A 13,014-nucleotide genomic window follows, 5' to 3' on the forward strand; every position below is an offset into this window, starting at 1 on the left:
AGCCGGAATTTTGAGCAGCCCGCGTACTAGACGCGGGCTGCTCTGGCAATGCTGTGAATAGCGCAAAAAAGCGGCTCCTCCAAATGCGGGGAGCCGCTTAAGCCGTCAAAAGGTCCCGGCATCGGCCGGCCGGGACCCCAGGGGTTTCTTTTCCTTACATCGAAGGAGCTTCGCTCTTGAGGGTATCCTTGGTTTCGTCCAGGTGTCCCCTCGCTTCGTCGAGCACATCTTGGCCGGCGGTCTTCGCCGTACCCAAGGTGTCCTTGGCCGAAGCGACTACGGTGCTCGCCTTGTCGGAGGCGGAGCGGACCAGCTCGGAGGCCGCCTGAGAGACGCTGCCGGCTACGCGGGAGGTGGACTCGCAGAGGTCGTTATAGCGGCTGCTCAAATCCGACCGCATTTCCTTGCCCGGCTTCGGGGCGAGGAGCAGAGCCGACACAGCGCCGATGGCGCCGCCAATCAACAGTCCGGGAATCGTTCCTTTTGCCATGAGAATACACTCCTTTTTGGGTTAAGTTTTAAAATGGTGTGTCCATCCAATGATAGGTTAACCTAGCGACAATTAACGGGCTTTGGACATGCCTCGGAACACGAGGCCGACCAGGAAGACGACGATGGCTGCACCGATGATCGCCGGAATGATGGCAAAGCCGGCAATGTCCGGGCCAAAGTGGCCGAACAGGAAGTGACCGAGCCATGCTCCGACAAAACCGGCCACCATCGAGCCGATGATACCTCCCGGCATGTCGGAACGGACCAAGGCATCTCCGATGAACCCGATGATTATCGCCATGATGATGCTGATTAGCAAGCCTAACAGACTCATGGGCGCTCATCCTTTCGATTCGGTTTGTTGTGGGCCATACCATATTGTAAACGCCTGGTTTTGGAATGAAACAAAGGGGAGTTCCGGGGCGGAAGGGGACCATTCGCAAAAGCTTAGGACGCGGGCCCGGTTGGCCCGCTTGGTTACGCGAATCCGGCAGCGGGTAAACAACGTTGAGGAATCGCTTCTTACATATAAGGAAACCCGGACTGACGAATGCCGGAGAAGGGGGGCTGTCGATGCTGGTTTGGCTGCTGCTGGTTGCACTCATTTTATTTGTGGCCCAAGTGGGGATCGTGCTGCTGCTGGAATTCAAGAATCCGTCCAAGACTACGGCCTGGCTGCTGATCATCTTCCTGCTGCCGGTCCTCGGCTTCATCCTGTATTATTTTGTGGCGCGGGAATACCGCAAGCAGCGCTTTGTTCGCCGGCATGGCCGGAAGACAAGCTATCTGCTGCCCGAAGGGGCGGTGCACAACATTGAGGTGGCGATGAAGGCGAAGGAGCTGCGAAATCCCGATGTTGCCAAGCAGAAGCGGCTGTTCGGCCTCCTCAAGAGCAACCCGGAATCGCCGATCACCCTGTGCAACGAAACGGAGATCTATTCGGAAGGCGTCTCGACCTTCGAGGCGATCATCCAAGCGCTGGAAGGGGCCAAGCACCATATTCATCTGGAGTACTACACCATCCATGCCGATAAGATCGGCCTGGCCATTCAGGACGTTCTGATCCGCAAAGCGAAGGAAGGCGTGGAGGTGCGGCTTGCCTACGACGGGCTGGGCAGCTACAAGCTGAAGGGCTCCTATGTACGCAAGCTGCAGGAAGCGGGGGTGAAGGTGGGCTGTTTCTTTCCGCTACGGGCGGCTTTTGTCACCCGCAACCTCAATTACCGCAATCACCGCAAGATCGTCGTCGTGGACGGCCTCATCGGCTTTCTCGGCGGGATCAACATCGGCGACGAGTACCTGGGAAGGAATGAACGGTTCGGCTTTTGGCGGGATACGCACATGCGGCTCGTCGGGGACTCGGTCTATTTTTTGCAGCAGACCTTTCTCAATGACTGGGAGTTCATGACCGGGGAAAAGCTGGTCGACCCCGTCTACTTCCCCAAGCATAGCTGTATGGGCCAGGAGCGGATTCAGATCGTGGCGAGCGGTCCCGACGGGGAATGGGACACGATTCAGGAGATGTTCTTCGGCGCCATGAGCACCGCGGTGGACCGGATCTACATCGTGTCCCCGTACTTCATTCCCGATCCGAGCATTCTGATGGCGATCAAGACGGCGGCTTTGTCGGGCGTGGAGGTGCGAATCATCCTGCCGGGCATCTCCGATCATCCGCTGGTCAAATGGGCGGCCTTTGCCTATATCGAAGAGCTGATGAACGCCGGCGTGCGGTTCTACCTGTACCGCAAAGGCTTTATCCACGCCAAGATTCTAATCGTCGACGAGACGATGGCCACGGTGGGAACGGCGAACATGGACATGCGCAGCTTCTTCGACAACTTCGAGATGAATGCGGTCATGTTCGACAAGGAGACGATCCGTAAGCTGGACGAAGACTTCCGCGAGGACCTGGAGAACAGCGAAGAGATGAGCCTCGAGCGGTTCAAGCGCCGATCCCGGCGGCAGCGGGCCAAAGAAGTATTCGCCAGAATGCTTTCGCCTCTATTATAATGGCGAATAGGACGGAAGAAGAGAGGGATAAGCGATGGGAGTAAAATACGCCCGCGAGTACGAAGCCATCATTGAAGAGCTGACCGATGCGCTGCTGGAAGTGGACGGCAGCTATGAATTCCTGGAGATGACCGAGCTCGATTGGGAGGAGCTCGAGGCGTCGGAGCGGAGGGAATGCATCCGCACGATGGCCGACGATGTCTTCTACGGCCTCGGAACCGAGCCGGTGCTGGAGCTGGGCGGCGGCCGGGTAACGTACGACGCCGGAACCCACCGGATTCAGGTGGCCGACGGAGGCAAGGTTACCCGTCTGATCGTGCTGGTGTAAGTCTTCGGTTTCGCCCGGTGTAAAATGATAAAGCCGCGTAGCCCCCTTATCTGGGGAGTACGCGGCTTTTGCCTTACCCGAGTCGAAACGGCAAGGTCAGTCGATGCTCTGGATGACGAGCAGCAGGCCGGAGCGGATCGAGACGGTGCCTTCGGAGCCGTCCAGCACGTTGCTGATGCCGAGCGACTGGCCGAGGGTGAGCGTCGCTTCGGTGAGCGGATAACGGAAACCGGACAGGGTGATGCCGGTCACCTCGGGCGAGAGCGGCAGCAGCGAGACTTGGGCGAAGCGGCTTCGGCTTATCCGGTGCAGCTCGTCCGGCACAGCCAGCGTCAGCTCGTTGTGGGCATCGACGATTCGGCCGGGCACGCCGCGCCGGGCGCATTTGACGAGCAGGTGCACGTTGGCGAGCGAGTGGTCGAACCGGGTGCCGAGCGCGCCGAGCAGGGTGATGGCGGAGGGCGAGGCCTCAAGCGCCCGTTCGACGGCCAGCTCAGTGTCGGTGTAATCCTTGTCGACCGGATCGCAGGAGACGAACTCCCGGCTCGCTTCTTCGATGCGGCGCAGCTCGCCGGGTTCGACCGAGTCGAAGTCGCCGATCGCGAGGTCCGGCCTGCGGCCGTTCGCCACGAGGAACCAGGCGCCGCGGTCGGCTCCGATCAGCCGGTCGTCCGGCCCGAGCTCGTCCAGCGCCCAGGGGCCGAGCTCGCCGCCGCTGACGATGACCGCTCTGCGGCCGGAAGAGCGCGGTTGCGGGGGGTGAGCGGAAGCGGTCATGGCCGCGCCTCCTCTCTTGCCCGGGAGCGCGCTTCATAGCGGCGGGCCAGGCGAAACAGCTCCGCCCCCTCATGCAGGGCGGGACTCCCCGGCTTCGGCGCGGCTTCGGCGTCCAGCTCCAGCGCCGCGGCGAGCATAGCGGCGGCGACATCGCCCGCCGGTATCGCCCGATAGCGGGCGAGCGCTCCCCGCCGCAGGAGGCCGTCTACGGCCCGCATGGCTACGGCAGCCGCCCGTTCGCCCAGGCGAAACTCCTCCCGGTCGCCGAGCAGCAGGGAGGGATGGTAGATGTGCAGTTGGCGAAGAGGCAGAGCGGACAGCCCGTCCTCGAGCTGGCCCTTCGTCCGCGTGTAGAAGACCCGCGAGGCGGGAGTGGCGCCGACGGAGGAAATAACGTGGAGCGAACGGGCTCCGCCTTCCGCCGCGAGCCGACCGGCCGCAAGCGGATAATCCCGATCGACCCGGGCGAACGTCTCCTGGGAGCCGGCCTTGCGGATGGTGGTGCCCAGGCAGCAGAATATCCAGTCGGCGGCGAACTCGGCGCGCTCGTCGGCCAGTCGGTCGAAGTCGACGAGGCGCACGCGCAGCTTGGGGTGCGCGATGGACAGCGGACGGCGGACCAGCGCCGTGACCTGACGGCAGTCCGGCTCGGCCGCGAGGAGGCGGAGCAGGGCGCTGCCGGTCAGCCCGGATGCGCCGAGCAGCAAGGCGGTATGCCCGTTCTCGGAGGAAGACATTGGCGTCAAGAGCGATTCAGTCCTTTCGGCAGAAACCGCCCGCCCGGCCCTTAGAGGGTCAGGGGGGCGGTTTCGGGTGTGCAGGATGACGAATAAGGCAGGGAAACGCTGGCGTAACGATTCTCCAATTCCTTGACGGAAATCGCGATGATCTTGGGCACCAGGAGCTCCGCCTTGGTCTTGAGGCGCTCCTTGCCCTTCGGATGGACCACGTACATCAGCAGCTTCAGGTAGAGCTTGGTGATCAAGGTAAACGGGCCTTTCGGCAGATCGAGCACGGTGAAGCCCAATTGCTGAGGCCCTCGGTTGATGAGCGTAATCCCGTATAGACCCTTGACGTTCCGGTAATCCGGATCGTGTTCGATCAAATGGGTGATCTGCGGAAGCAGAGCCCGCATCCGCTTGATCATTTGGATCGCCAGATGGGTGGAATTGCGGCTCGTGCGTCCCAGCTCCAGGAGCGTGTCATTGTTTAAATGAAGCTCAAGAATTTGGTCGCCCTTGGCGAATACCTCTCCGTCCTCCAGCGTGATCGGTGTGCTGTCGGTGTACTCGCGAAGGCGGATCTGCAGGAAGGTGTTGTCCGGATCGACCGGCTTCACGTGAAACAAGCGAATAAAAGCCCGTTCCCAGCCCATCCAAAGCTTGACCAGCATCCGTCTTGCCGCCGAAGGGGCGGGTGTCAGCCCGTCGACCCGGACGAACGAATAGCCGAGGGCCTTGTACTGTCCGATCACATCGGTGAGGGCCTCCAGCATGTAGGTCGGAGCGTCGTCGTCTGCGCCGAGCGTCTCGCCGCTGTCGTGCAGGAGTACCACCGAGCCGTCCTGCACTTCGTCGAGCAGCCGCCGCTTGAGCAGCTCCGTACCGACCGAGTTGTTCCAGTCATGCGGCATGAGCGACCAGATGACGATCTTGTAATCCTTGCGCAGCCCGTAATCGAACAGGTTGATGATTCCCCAGGGCGGCCGGTAATAGATCGGACGCACGCCGGTGATGCCTTCGACGATGGCGGCGGAACGGTCGACATGCCGCCGCTTGACCCGCCATGGGGTCATGACCCAGTTGGAAAAGTGGGTGTAATTGTGGATGCCGATCAGATGGCCTTCCTCATGCATGCGGCGGATGAGCTCGGGATGCTGCTCCGCCTTGGAGCCGAGCACGAAGAAGGTGGCCCGTATGCCGTTTTCCTTGAGCAAATCGAGCAGCTTCGGCGTATACTTCGGGTCGGGGCCGTCGTCGAAGGTCAGGGCCAGCTGGCCCTTGCCTCCGCGGCGAATCACGCCGACGCTGAGCATTCTCGTCAGGATCCAGGGGACCAGCATGTAAATGGCGACAAAGATCAGAATCCCCCAAATCAGTTTTTCTTTCATGGCGCTTTCGATCCTCCTTGATGAACGGACGATAGGATTCAGGCTCTGGCGTACAGAGCGTCGCTGAGCTTGCGCGGCTGGCTGGCCGCATCGGTTTCCAGAATGGACAACAGGGCCTCGTTGGCGGCATGCTCCCGGCGGCAGGCCATTGCCTGCCTGCGGAACGCGGCGAGCTGTTCAGGGCTTTGCAGCAGGGTGTTGAGCAGGCCCGCCAGCTCTTCCTCGTCGCCGGCTTCGACCGCTACCCCCGCTTCGCGCAGGAATGCGGAGTTGTCGGTTTCCTGTCCGGGCAGCGGCTTATACAGCAGCATGGGCAGACCGGTGGCGACGGCTTCGGCGGTTGTCAGCCCGCCCGGCTTGGTTACGAGCAGGTCCGCCGCCGCCATCCATTCGTGGACGTTGCCCACGAAGCCGGTCATGACGATGGAATGGGGAGAACCGGCGAGCTTGCGGGTCAGCTTCTCCCGGAGCTTGCGGTTGCGGCCGCAGATGAGGACGAACTGAGCGTCCACAGCGATTCCGCCGGATTCGAGCAGGGAGGAGCTTTCCTTGGCGATCATGCCGAGTCCGCCTCCCATCAGGAGCACGACCGGACGATCGCGGTCAAGGCCCAGCTTGTCCCGCAGCTTCATTCGGTCCTGGCTCATTCCGAATTCCGGCCGGATCGGAATGCCGGTGACGGCGATCTGCGCTTCCTCGATGCCGTGGTTCAGCAGGGCGTCCCGCACCCGCTCGGAGGCGACGATATAGCGGTCCGTGAACGGATGCAGCCAGTAGCTGTGATCCGTATGGTCCGTAATGACGGTCACGGCAGGAATCCAGCACCTGCCCGATTCCTTCAGCATGGAGATGCCGGCCGCCGCGGGCGGGAAGGTGGTGACGATGACCGTCGGCCGCACCTCGCGGAGCAGCTTCTCCAGGCGGCTGAGGGTATAGAACTTCATGCGGCGGAACAGATGGGACATCAGGTTCTCGCCACGGGTCTTCTGGAACAGATAGCCGTAGACGAGCGGGAACCGGGTCACCCACTTGGTATAAAAGTACCGGCCCACCGGGTGCATCACGGGGTGGGTCACGGCGGAGAAGTTGATCAGGACGGTTTCCGCTTCGGGCCCATACTGCCGAGCGGCTTCGGCGATGGCGCCGGCCGCCTGGACATGTCCGTCGCCTAAATCGCCGGACAGGATCAGAATGCGATGCTTTTGTCCCTTAGTCATCGGGGGCCACCTCGCTCGGGCGCCATTGTGGCGATAGGACCTGGGGCGCGCCTTCTTTCATAATAAACCAAATAATTAGGATAATGAATGGATATTTCCTTCCGACTGCAAATTATTATCGATACGGAGGAACGCTTTTGCCGCCCGATCCGGCCTGCAGGGGATTCACGTTTTCGCCGGAAGGTTAAGAATCTATGCAAAGACTACATAAGGGTACCATAAGGTTAGCCCGAAAGGAAAGGCGGGACGAAGCATGGGAGCCAAGATTCTAACGTTCGCCCAGAATCTGTATTGCCGGTACCAGGAGGATGAAGTGCCCGCCATGGGCGCTCAGCTGACCTACTACCTGATCCTGGCGATCTTTCCGTTTTTGATCTTTCTCGTCGCGCTGGTCAGCTTCACGCCCTTGTCGCCGGACGAGATTCTCCGCAGCCTGGAGCGGTTCATCCCCCAGAATTCCAATGAAACGATCCGCAAGACGCTGATCGAGATTCAGCAGTCGAGGAGCCAAACTCTGTTGTCCTTCGGGATGATCGCGACCATCTGGTCGGCCTCCAAAGGCGTCGACGCGATCATGAAGGCACTGAACAAAGCGTACGACGAAGAGGAGACCCGCCGTTATTTCAAGGTTAAAGGCATCTCCGTCCTGTTCACCCTGGCCCTGGCCGTTTCCATCGCGCTCACCTTCGTGCTGCTCGTGTTTGGCGAGTGGATCGGCAAGCAGATCTTTCGCTTCTTCCAGGTTCCCGATTACTTCGATACCCTCTGGGGGATCGGCAAATTCGCGATTCCGCTCGCCGTCATGGCGCTTGTCTTCGTATTTCTGTACAAGTATATTCCGAACTGCCGGCTGACATTCAAGGAAGTCCTGCCCGGCGCTCTGTTCAGCACCGTGGGCTGGATTGTCACGTCCCTGCTGTTCTCCTTCTATGTGAACAACTTCGGCAACTATACCAAGACCTACGGCAGCTTGGGCGGCGTAATCGTCCTGCTCACCTGGCTGTACCTCAGCAGCCTCATCATCGTCCTGGGCGGAGAGATCAACGCCACGCTGCACTTCGACCGCAATGGCAAGACCCGCTCCGCCTGCAAACGGTTCTCGCTGCAAATTCCGTTCTTGACCAAGAAAAAGAAATCCGATCCCAATCAGCCGCCGCGCGAGATCAAGCCGCTCTATCCCAAAGACGACGAACGGAACCGCAACCCCCGCATTCCGGCCAAATAAACAGCGGATTTCTTCTACTTGACGACCCCGGCCCCGAGTACATGGACCTTCGCCTCCACGGTGAACTCCATCTCGGGGTATTTTTTTGCCCATTCCGCATAATCGCGGTCGCCGCCGTGATGGACGGCTCGATAACGCAGGCCGAAGCCGAGCGGGTCGGTTCCCGATGCTTGGATTTTATGCATCAGGTTCAGGTAATCGGAGGTCAGATGGCGGGCCGTCAGCTTCTCGATTCGCGGCCAATCCTGGGTGTTTCCGCCGCCCGTGCTTTGCTCGATGAACAGCGAGACATGGAGCTTGGCGGCGTGAATAAGCCGGCCGTCGACCCCTTGGCGGAAGGTGTAGGAATAGCCGAACCGGCGCAGATCGAGCATGTAGTGCTCGTCGCCGTTCTGGAAGGAATACTGTCGCTCCATTCGCTTTCTCGTGAGCTGATTGAGGAAGAGCGTTTCCTTCGGTTCCAGGATGAGGCGGATCTTGTTCTGTTCCAGCAGCGCGACCTTGTTGACCACATAGGTTTCTTGAGAAGGAATCACCAGCGGAAGGTAGGGAGTCAGGCCGACCTCCAAGCTTCTCCGGTAGAAGTCGGCGACCGTCATCGGCATGATGTAGGCGGAATTGTTTCCTTCCCGGCCGAAGATCAGGTTGAGCGAATTGGATGGAAGCCGTTCGGAGGGCGGGCTGGTCTTCAGAATCGACTCGGCGTCAGGCTCTCCGGCGGCCAAAAAGGCGATGCCCTGAACCTCCTGACGCCGGATCAGCCAGTCGAGCGCTTCTTGAACGTTCTTTTTCAGCAGCGGTTCCCCCAGGATGAATACCTTGGTGTGGCTAAAGTCGAGGTGCTTGTCCACCCGGGATGTGAGCAGGCTGACGGCATCCGCTATGGAAGCCGCATCCTCCGTCAGCAGCTGGAATTTGCGGGCCTGCCCGGGCTCGATGTGGGACGAGGGGATGGCCAGCTTAAGCGAGACCCGGTAAGGCTTGGCTGGGTCGTTCCTATGGTCGAGTCCGACGGCGACGACGAAGAACCGCTTGTCGATATCTTGGAAGGAGCAGCCGGGGATCCAGAACAAGATCGCCGCAAGGACGAGAAAGACGAGGGTTCTTCTCCTGAACATCGTCATAACCGCTTCCCCTTTCTCGCCGACAGCGTCATGAGGACGACGAGCAGAATTTCGGCGCCCAGCCGGACATAATTCCAATTCACGACGACGCCGACGGTGCTGCGGAAGGTGACCAGGATGGCATATAGAATCGTAATGACCGAAAAAAAGCCGACGACGATCCAAGATGCGCCCACGTTGCGGTTGACGAAGGGGTCGGGCTTCGCGCGCAGAACGCCGGATTTGATCAATTCGGCCCCGACATGCCAGGTGAAGGAGGCAAACATCAGCGAGAGATTGAGGTACAGGAACAGGAACAGGAACAAGACCCGTTCAACTACTCCGTAAGGCATCCGCATCGAATCGGAAGTGCTGATCCAGACAAAGGTGAAATTGTTGACGGCCTTCGTACCGTGAAACCCGATTGGTACCAGGAAGGATACCGCCAAGATCAGAAAGCCGAAGACGGCGATGAGCCCATAGTGGACTTTCTTCTTCTCTTTCTTCTGCAGCCGGTTGACGATGCCCATGCTGGTATACCCGGAGAAAACATAAGTGGCCGCGGCAAGCGATTTGGGGTGGGGAGGGACCTGGATATAGTCCGACATGGTACGAACCTCATCCACATTCAGATCCCGGCCGAAAATTGCCTTGCTCAGGATGATGAGCACGAGCGGAATATTGAGGTAAAGGATGATTTCCGAGAACGAAATGACGGCCCGGGTCGAGCGGGTGGCCCCCAGGGAGATCACGGCACAGAAGGAGACGGGGATCATCCAGAAGGGCATATGGGGAAAGATGAACCGGGAGACAATGGTTGAAAAAGCGGCGACCACAAACAGGCCGGCGCAGAAGATCATCAGCCCGTACAGCACGAGGTAGGGGCGCAGGAACCAGCCGGGCAGCAAGCGGGCCAGGATCTCCGGAGCTCCCTGCTCGGGGAATTGCTTCAGGGTCCGGGTAAAGCCGTACAGCAGAACCATAGACAGCGGAACGCTCCACAGGATCGCCGACATGGCTCCCGTGAAGCGCTGTGCGATGAGAATATGCGGGACGAAGAGGATGATATTCATGCTCATGGTTTTGATCAGCACGACGTAATAGTGTCGATTCAAAAAGCATCCCTCTTCCGTCTGGGGTACCTCAGGGTGGTCATAAAGCGGCGCGGCAGGCTGAGGTAAGGCTTGCCGAAGCTGGTCAGGCTGCATAGAACGACGAGCAACAGGAACATCCCGTAGGAGATGCCGAGAATGCCGAAGAGGCTCGACAGGAGCACCATCGGGTACTTGACGAAGCGCATGGCGAAGCTCATGGAATTGATCGGAATGACGAAATTGGCGATCGCGACGGTGGACGTAACGATAATCATGATGCTGCTGACCAGTCCCGCCTGCTGCGCCGCCTGGCCCAGGATCAAGCCGCCGACGGTGGTGGCCGTGGCGCCGATGTATTGCGGCAGCCGGATGCTGGACTCGATCAGCGCTTCGATGATGAACAGCATGATGAGCACCTCAAAGAAGGACGGATACGGCACGGCAGCCCGGCTGCCGGCGATCGAGAGCGCGAGCTGCATCCGGAAGATCTCCGGGTTGTAGGAGACGATGGTGATATACAGAGCCGGCAGGAACAAGGTGATCGCGAGCGAGGCGTAGCGCAGCAGAATGAGCGAATAAGACAGCCAGAACGGGTTGCTGACATCGTCGAGCGAGGTCATGAAGTCATGGAAGCTGACCGGCGCGATCAGGGCATTCGGAGAGCCCGTCAGGAGCAGGACGAACTTGCCCTCCGAGAGAGCGAGGGCAATCCGGTCCGCCCGTTCCGTGACCAGCAGGTTGGGAAACAGCGAGAAACGGGTCTCGTTCAGGAACAGCATCAGATCGCCCGTCGAGGTGACGGTGTCGACATGGAGCCGCTTGAGACGGCGGCGGGCCTCGTTCAGCGGCCCTTCCTCGGCCTTGCTGCTGTCGAACAGCAGCAGCCCGTCCAGCTTGGTGGCGCTTCCCGCCTGAAACGTCTCCGCGATAAGTTCGGGGTTCGGGTAGCGCGAGCGGATTTGGTTAAGGCTCTCGTCCAATACCTCGCTCAGTGCATACTTGGACCCCAGAATCGTGTTTTCGATATTGGTTTCCAGCGGCTCCCGGTTCGCCGCTTTGGCCAGCGGCAGGGTCACGGCCTGCTCCGAGAGGAACACGGCGGCATACCCCTGGGGCAGCTTGGTGACAATGTCCTTCGGCTCCGTGATTTCTCCGCCGCGCATTTTCAGGATCGCCAGGAACGTTGCTTCGTCCTCGCAGCGGATGAAGGGCAGCATCACGTAATCGAGAATCAGCGACTCGCTGATCTGCGAGGAATAATAGAGCAGCTCGGCCCGGCGTCCGCCCAGCGCCAGCTCGCGGACTTTGAGGTCCATGGATTTGCCCATCTGGGCTTTGAGGTCGTTCGCTGAGGGTTTCATACTGGGAGTATGAACGAAGGCGAGGTAAATTATTCCGCCGGCGGGCCTGCTCCGATAGCTCGGCAGGCAGCAAAAAACCTCCCGCGGCGGAAGAGCGGGAGGTTTATTCGGTAACCGGCTGGTGCTGAATGTATTGCCCGTCGAGCAAGCTCAGGATCACTTCCGAGCATACATCCGGATTGGTCGTGTTCCGGCGGTTGTCGCGCTGCGCTTTGCGCTTCGCGAGGAAGCTCTGGTGCTCGCGGATGAGCTTGCCGAACCAGGCATCGATATCGTCCGGCGATTCGATCAGCACGCCGTATCCATTGTCGATGAAGTACTGGGCGTTCTCTTCCTCCTGCCCGGGGATGGGGTTGTAGAACAGCATGGGAATTCCCTTCGCCAGCCCCTCCGAGCAGGTCATCCCGCCCGGCTTGGTCACCAAGAGATCGGAAACGTCCATCAGTTTATCGATTTCCTTGGTGTACCCCAATAGCTTGATATTGGGATGCATCAACCGCGGGTCCTCGGACAACTGCTCCTTCAGCTTCTCGTTGTTGCCGAGGCAGAAGATCATCTGGACCCGGTCGCGGAACTGGCTCGCCCGGAAGATCAGTTCATCCTCCTTGATCAGGCCCCAGCCGCCGCCCATGAACAGCACGGTCGGCATGTCGGCGAGGCCGAATTCGCCGAGCAGCGGCTCCCGGTCCATCGGCTTCCAGAAGTCGGGATGAACGGGCATGCCGGTCACGGAGATGATGTCGGCGGGAACGCCCTTGTTCATCAGCTTGTCCTTCACCTCGGGCGTCGACACCAGGTAGTGGTCGACCTCCGAGCCGACCCAGGTTCCGTGCGCGTCGTAGTCGGTGATGACCGTCACGAGCGGCACGCGGAGCCCGGCTCGCTTGAGACGGGAGACGACGATGCTCGGAAACATATGCGTACACACAATCATATCCGGCTGCAGCTGCTCGATGATCTCGTCCGTGGCGTTGTAGAAGATGCGGTGCAGGGCCATCGAGGTGAACCGGTTCAGTTCTTTTTTGTATTTGCTCTTATAAATCTTGCCGAACAGCTTCGGATTCGAGGTGATCGTCTTGCGGTATGCGGAAAAGATCCAGGGGGCGATAGTCGGATGCTGAAACGCCCCAAGCTCCAGCACGCGGGTGCGGACCGAGGGGGAATGCCTGCGGAGGCCGACCGAGATCGCATGCGCCGCTTGAGTATGACCCGAGCCGAATCCCTCGGACAACAGAAGGATTCTCTTTTTTCTCACCAACCATCACCTTGCCTTATTCCATCCAAAATTCCCGCAAAA

General features: G+C 59.9%; 13 protein-coding genes. 3 read left to right on the forward strand and 10 right to left on the reverse strand.

All coding sequences use genetic code 11. The annotated features are described in order from the left end of the window. Positions 1–154: 154 nt before the first annotated feature. The gene (locus ACSEXS_RS17620) at positions 155–490 is read right to left on the reverse strand and encodes a YtxH domain-containing protein (protein WP_438434559.1); all 336 of its coding nucleotides are present in this window, start codon (positions 488–490) and stop codon (positions 155–157) included. Positions 491–562: 72 nt separating this feature from the next. After that, positions 563–820, reverse strand: a complete 258-nt coding sequence (locus ACSEXS_RS17625) for a GlsB/YeaQ/YmgE family stress response membrane protein (protein WP_438434746.1) — start codon at positions 818–820, stop codon at positions 563–565. 248 nt (positions 821–1,068) lie between these two features. On the opposite strand from ACSEXS_RS17625, the gene cls reads away from it, so the two are divergent. Both cls and ACSEXS_RS17635 read left to right on the forward strand, forming a co-directional pair. Beyond that, positions 1,069–2,502 (forward strand): cardiolipin synthase, encoded by a 1,434-nt coding sequence (cls, locus tag ACSEXS_RS17630; RefSeq protein WP_438434747.1) that lies wholly within the window; start codon positions 1,069–1,071, stop codon positions 2,500–2,502. Positions 2,503–2,536: 34 nt separating this feature from the next. Beyond that, positions 2,537–2,830: a hypothetical protein gene (locus tag ACSEXS_RS17635; RefSeq protein WP_438434560.1), complete on the forward strand. Its 294-nt coding sequence runs from the start codon at positions 2,537–2,539 to the stop codon at positions 2,828–2,830. A gap of 96 nt (positions 2,831–2,926) precedes the next feature. On the opposite strand, the gene ACSEXS_RS17640 is transcribed toward ACSEXS_RS17635, so the two are convergent. From ACSEXS_RS17640 to ACSEXS_RS17655, 4 genes are read right to left on the reverse strand one after another with little or no spacing between them, the layout of a single operon-like run. Further along, positions 2,927–3,607, reverse strand: a complete 681-nt coding sequence (locus ACSEXS_RS17640; protein WP_438434561.1) for a thiamine diphosphokinase — start codon at positions 3,605–3,607, stop codon at positions 2,927–2,929. Beyond that, the gene (locus ACSEXS_RS17645; RefSeq protein ID WP_438434748.1) at positions 3,604–4,344 is read right to left on the reverse strand and encodes an NAD-dependent epimerase/dehydratase family protein; all 741 of its coding nucleotides are present in this window, start codon (positions 4,342–4,344) and stop codon (positions 3,604–3,606) included. The genes ACSEXS_RS17640 and ACSEXS_RS17645 overlap by 4 nt, the downstream gene beginning before the upstream one ends. Before the next feature lie 50 nt (positions 4,345–4,394). Then, positions 4,395–5,717 (reverse strand): polysaccharide deacetylase family protein, encoded by a 1,323-nt coding sequence (locus ACSEXS_RS17650; protein WP_438434562.1) that lies wholly within the window; start codon positions 5,715–5,717, stop codon positions 4,395–4,397. A 38-nt stretch (positions 5,718–5,755) separates the two neighbouring features. Then, positions 5,756–6,934 carry an MGDG synthase family glycosyltransferase gene (locus ACSEXS_RS17655; RefSeq protein ID WP_438434563.1) on the reverse strand — a complete coding sequence of 393 codons (1,179 nt, stop codon included), beginning with the start codon at positions 6,932–6,934 and terminating at the stop codon, positions 5,756–5,758. A gap of 253 nt (positions 6,935–7,187) precedes the next feature. Here ACSEXS_RS17655 and ACSEXS_RS17660 point away from each other — a divergent pair, with 253 nt between their 5' ends. After that, complete coding sequence (locus tag ACSEXS_RS17660; RefSeq protein ID WP_438434564.1) at positions 7,188–8,159, forward strand: YihY/virulence factor BrkB family protein; 972 nt, start codon at positions 7,188–7,190, stop codon at positions 8,157–8,159. A gap of 14 nt (positions 8,160–8,173) precedes the next feature. On the opposite strand, the gene ACSEXS_RS17665 is transcribed toward ACSEXS_RS17660, so the two are convergent. From ACSEXS_RS17665 to ACSEXS_RS17680, 4 genes are all read right to left on the reverse strand, one after another. Next, positions 8,174–9,283, reverse strand: a complete 1,110-nt coding sequence (locus ACSEXS_RS17665) for a Ger(x)C family spore germination protein (RefSeq protein ID WP_438434565.1) — start codon at positions 9,281–9,283, stop codon at positions 8,174–8,176. Next, positions 9,280–10,377, reverse strand: coding sequence for a GerAB/ArcD/ProY family transporter (locus tag ACSEXS_RS17670; RefSeq protein WP_438434566.1), 1,098 nt, complete (start codon positions 10,375–10,377; stop codon positions 9,280–9,282). Before ACSEXS_RS17670 ends, ACSEXS_RS17665 begins: the two co-directional genes overlap by 4 nt. Continuing rightward, on the reverse strand, positions 10,374–11,672 hold the full coding sequence (locus ACSEXS_RS17675; protein ID WP_438434567.1) for a spore germination protein: 1,299 nt from the start codon (positions 11,670–11,672) through the stop codon (positions 10,374–10,376). The genes ACSEXS_RS17670 and ACSEXS_RS17675 overlap by 4 nt, the downstream gene beginning before the upstream one ends. A 148-nt stretch (positions 11,673–11,820) precedes the next feature. Continuing rightward, a complete protein-coding gene (locus tag ACSEXS_RS17680; RefSeq protein ID WP_438434568.1) occupies positions 11,821–12,972 on the reverse strand; it encodes an MGDG synthase family glycosyltransferase in 1,152 nt (383 codons plus the stop codon). Positions 12,973–13,014: the final 42 nt, after the last annotated feature.

Source organism: Gorillibacterium terrae (genome assembly GCF_051594785.1).
Taxonomy (GTDB): domain Bacteria; phylum Bacillota; class Bacilli; order Paenibacillales; family NBRC-103111; genus Gorillibacterium.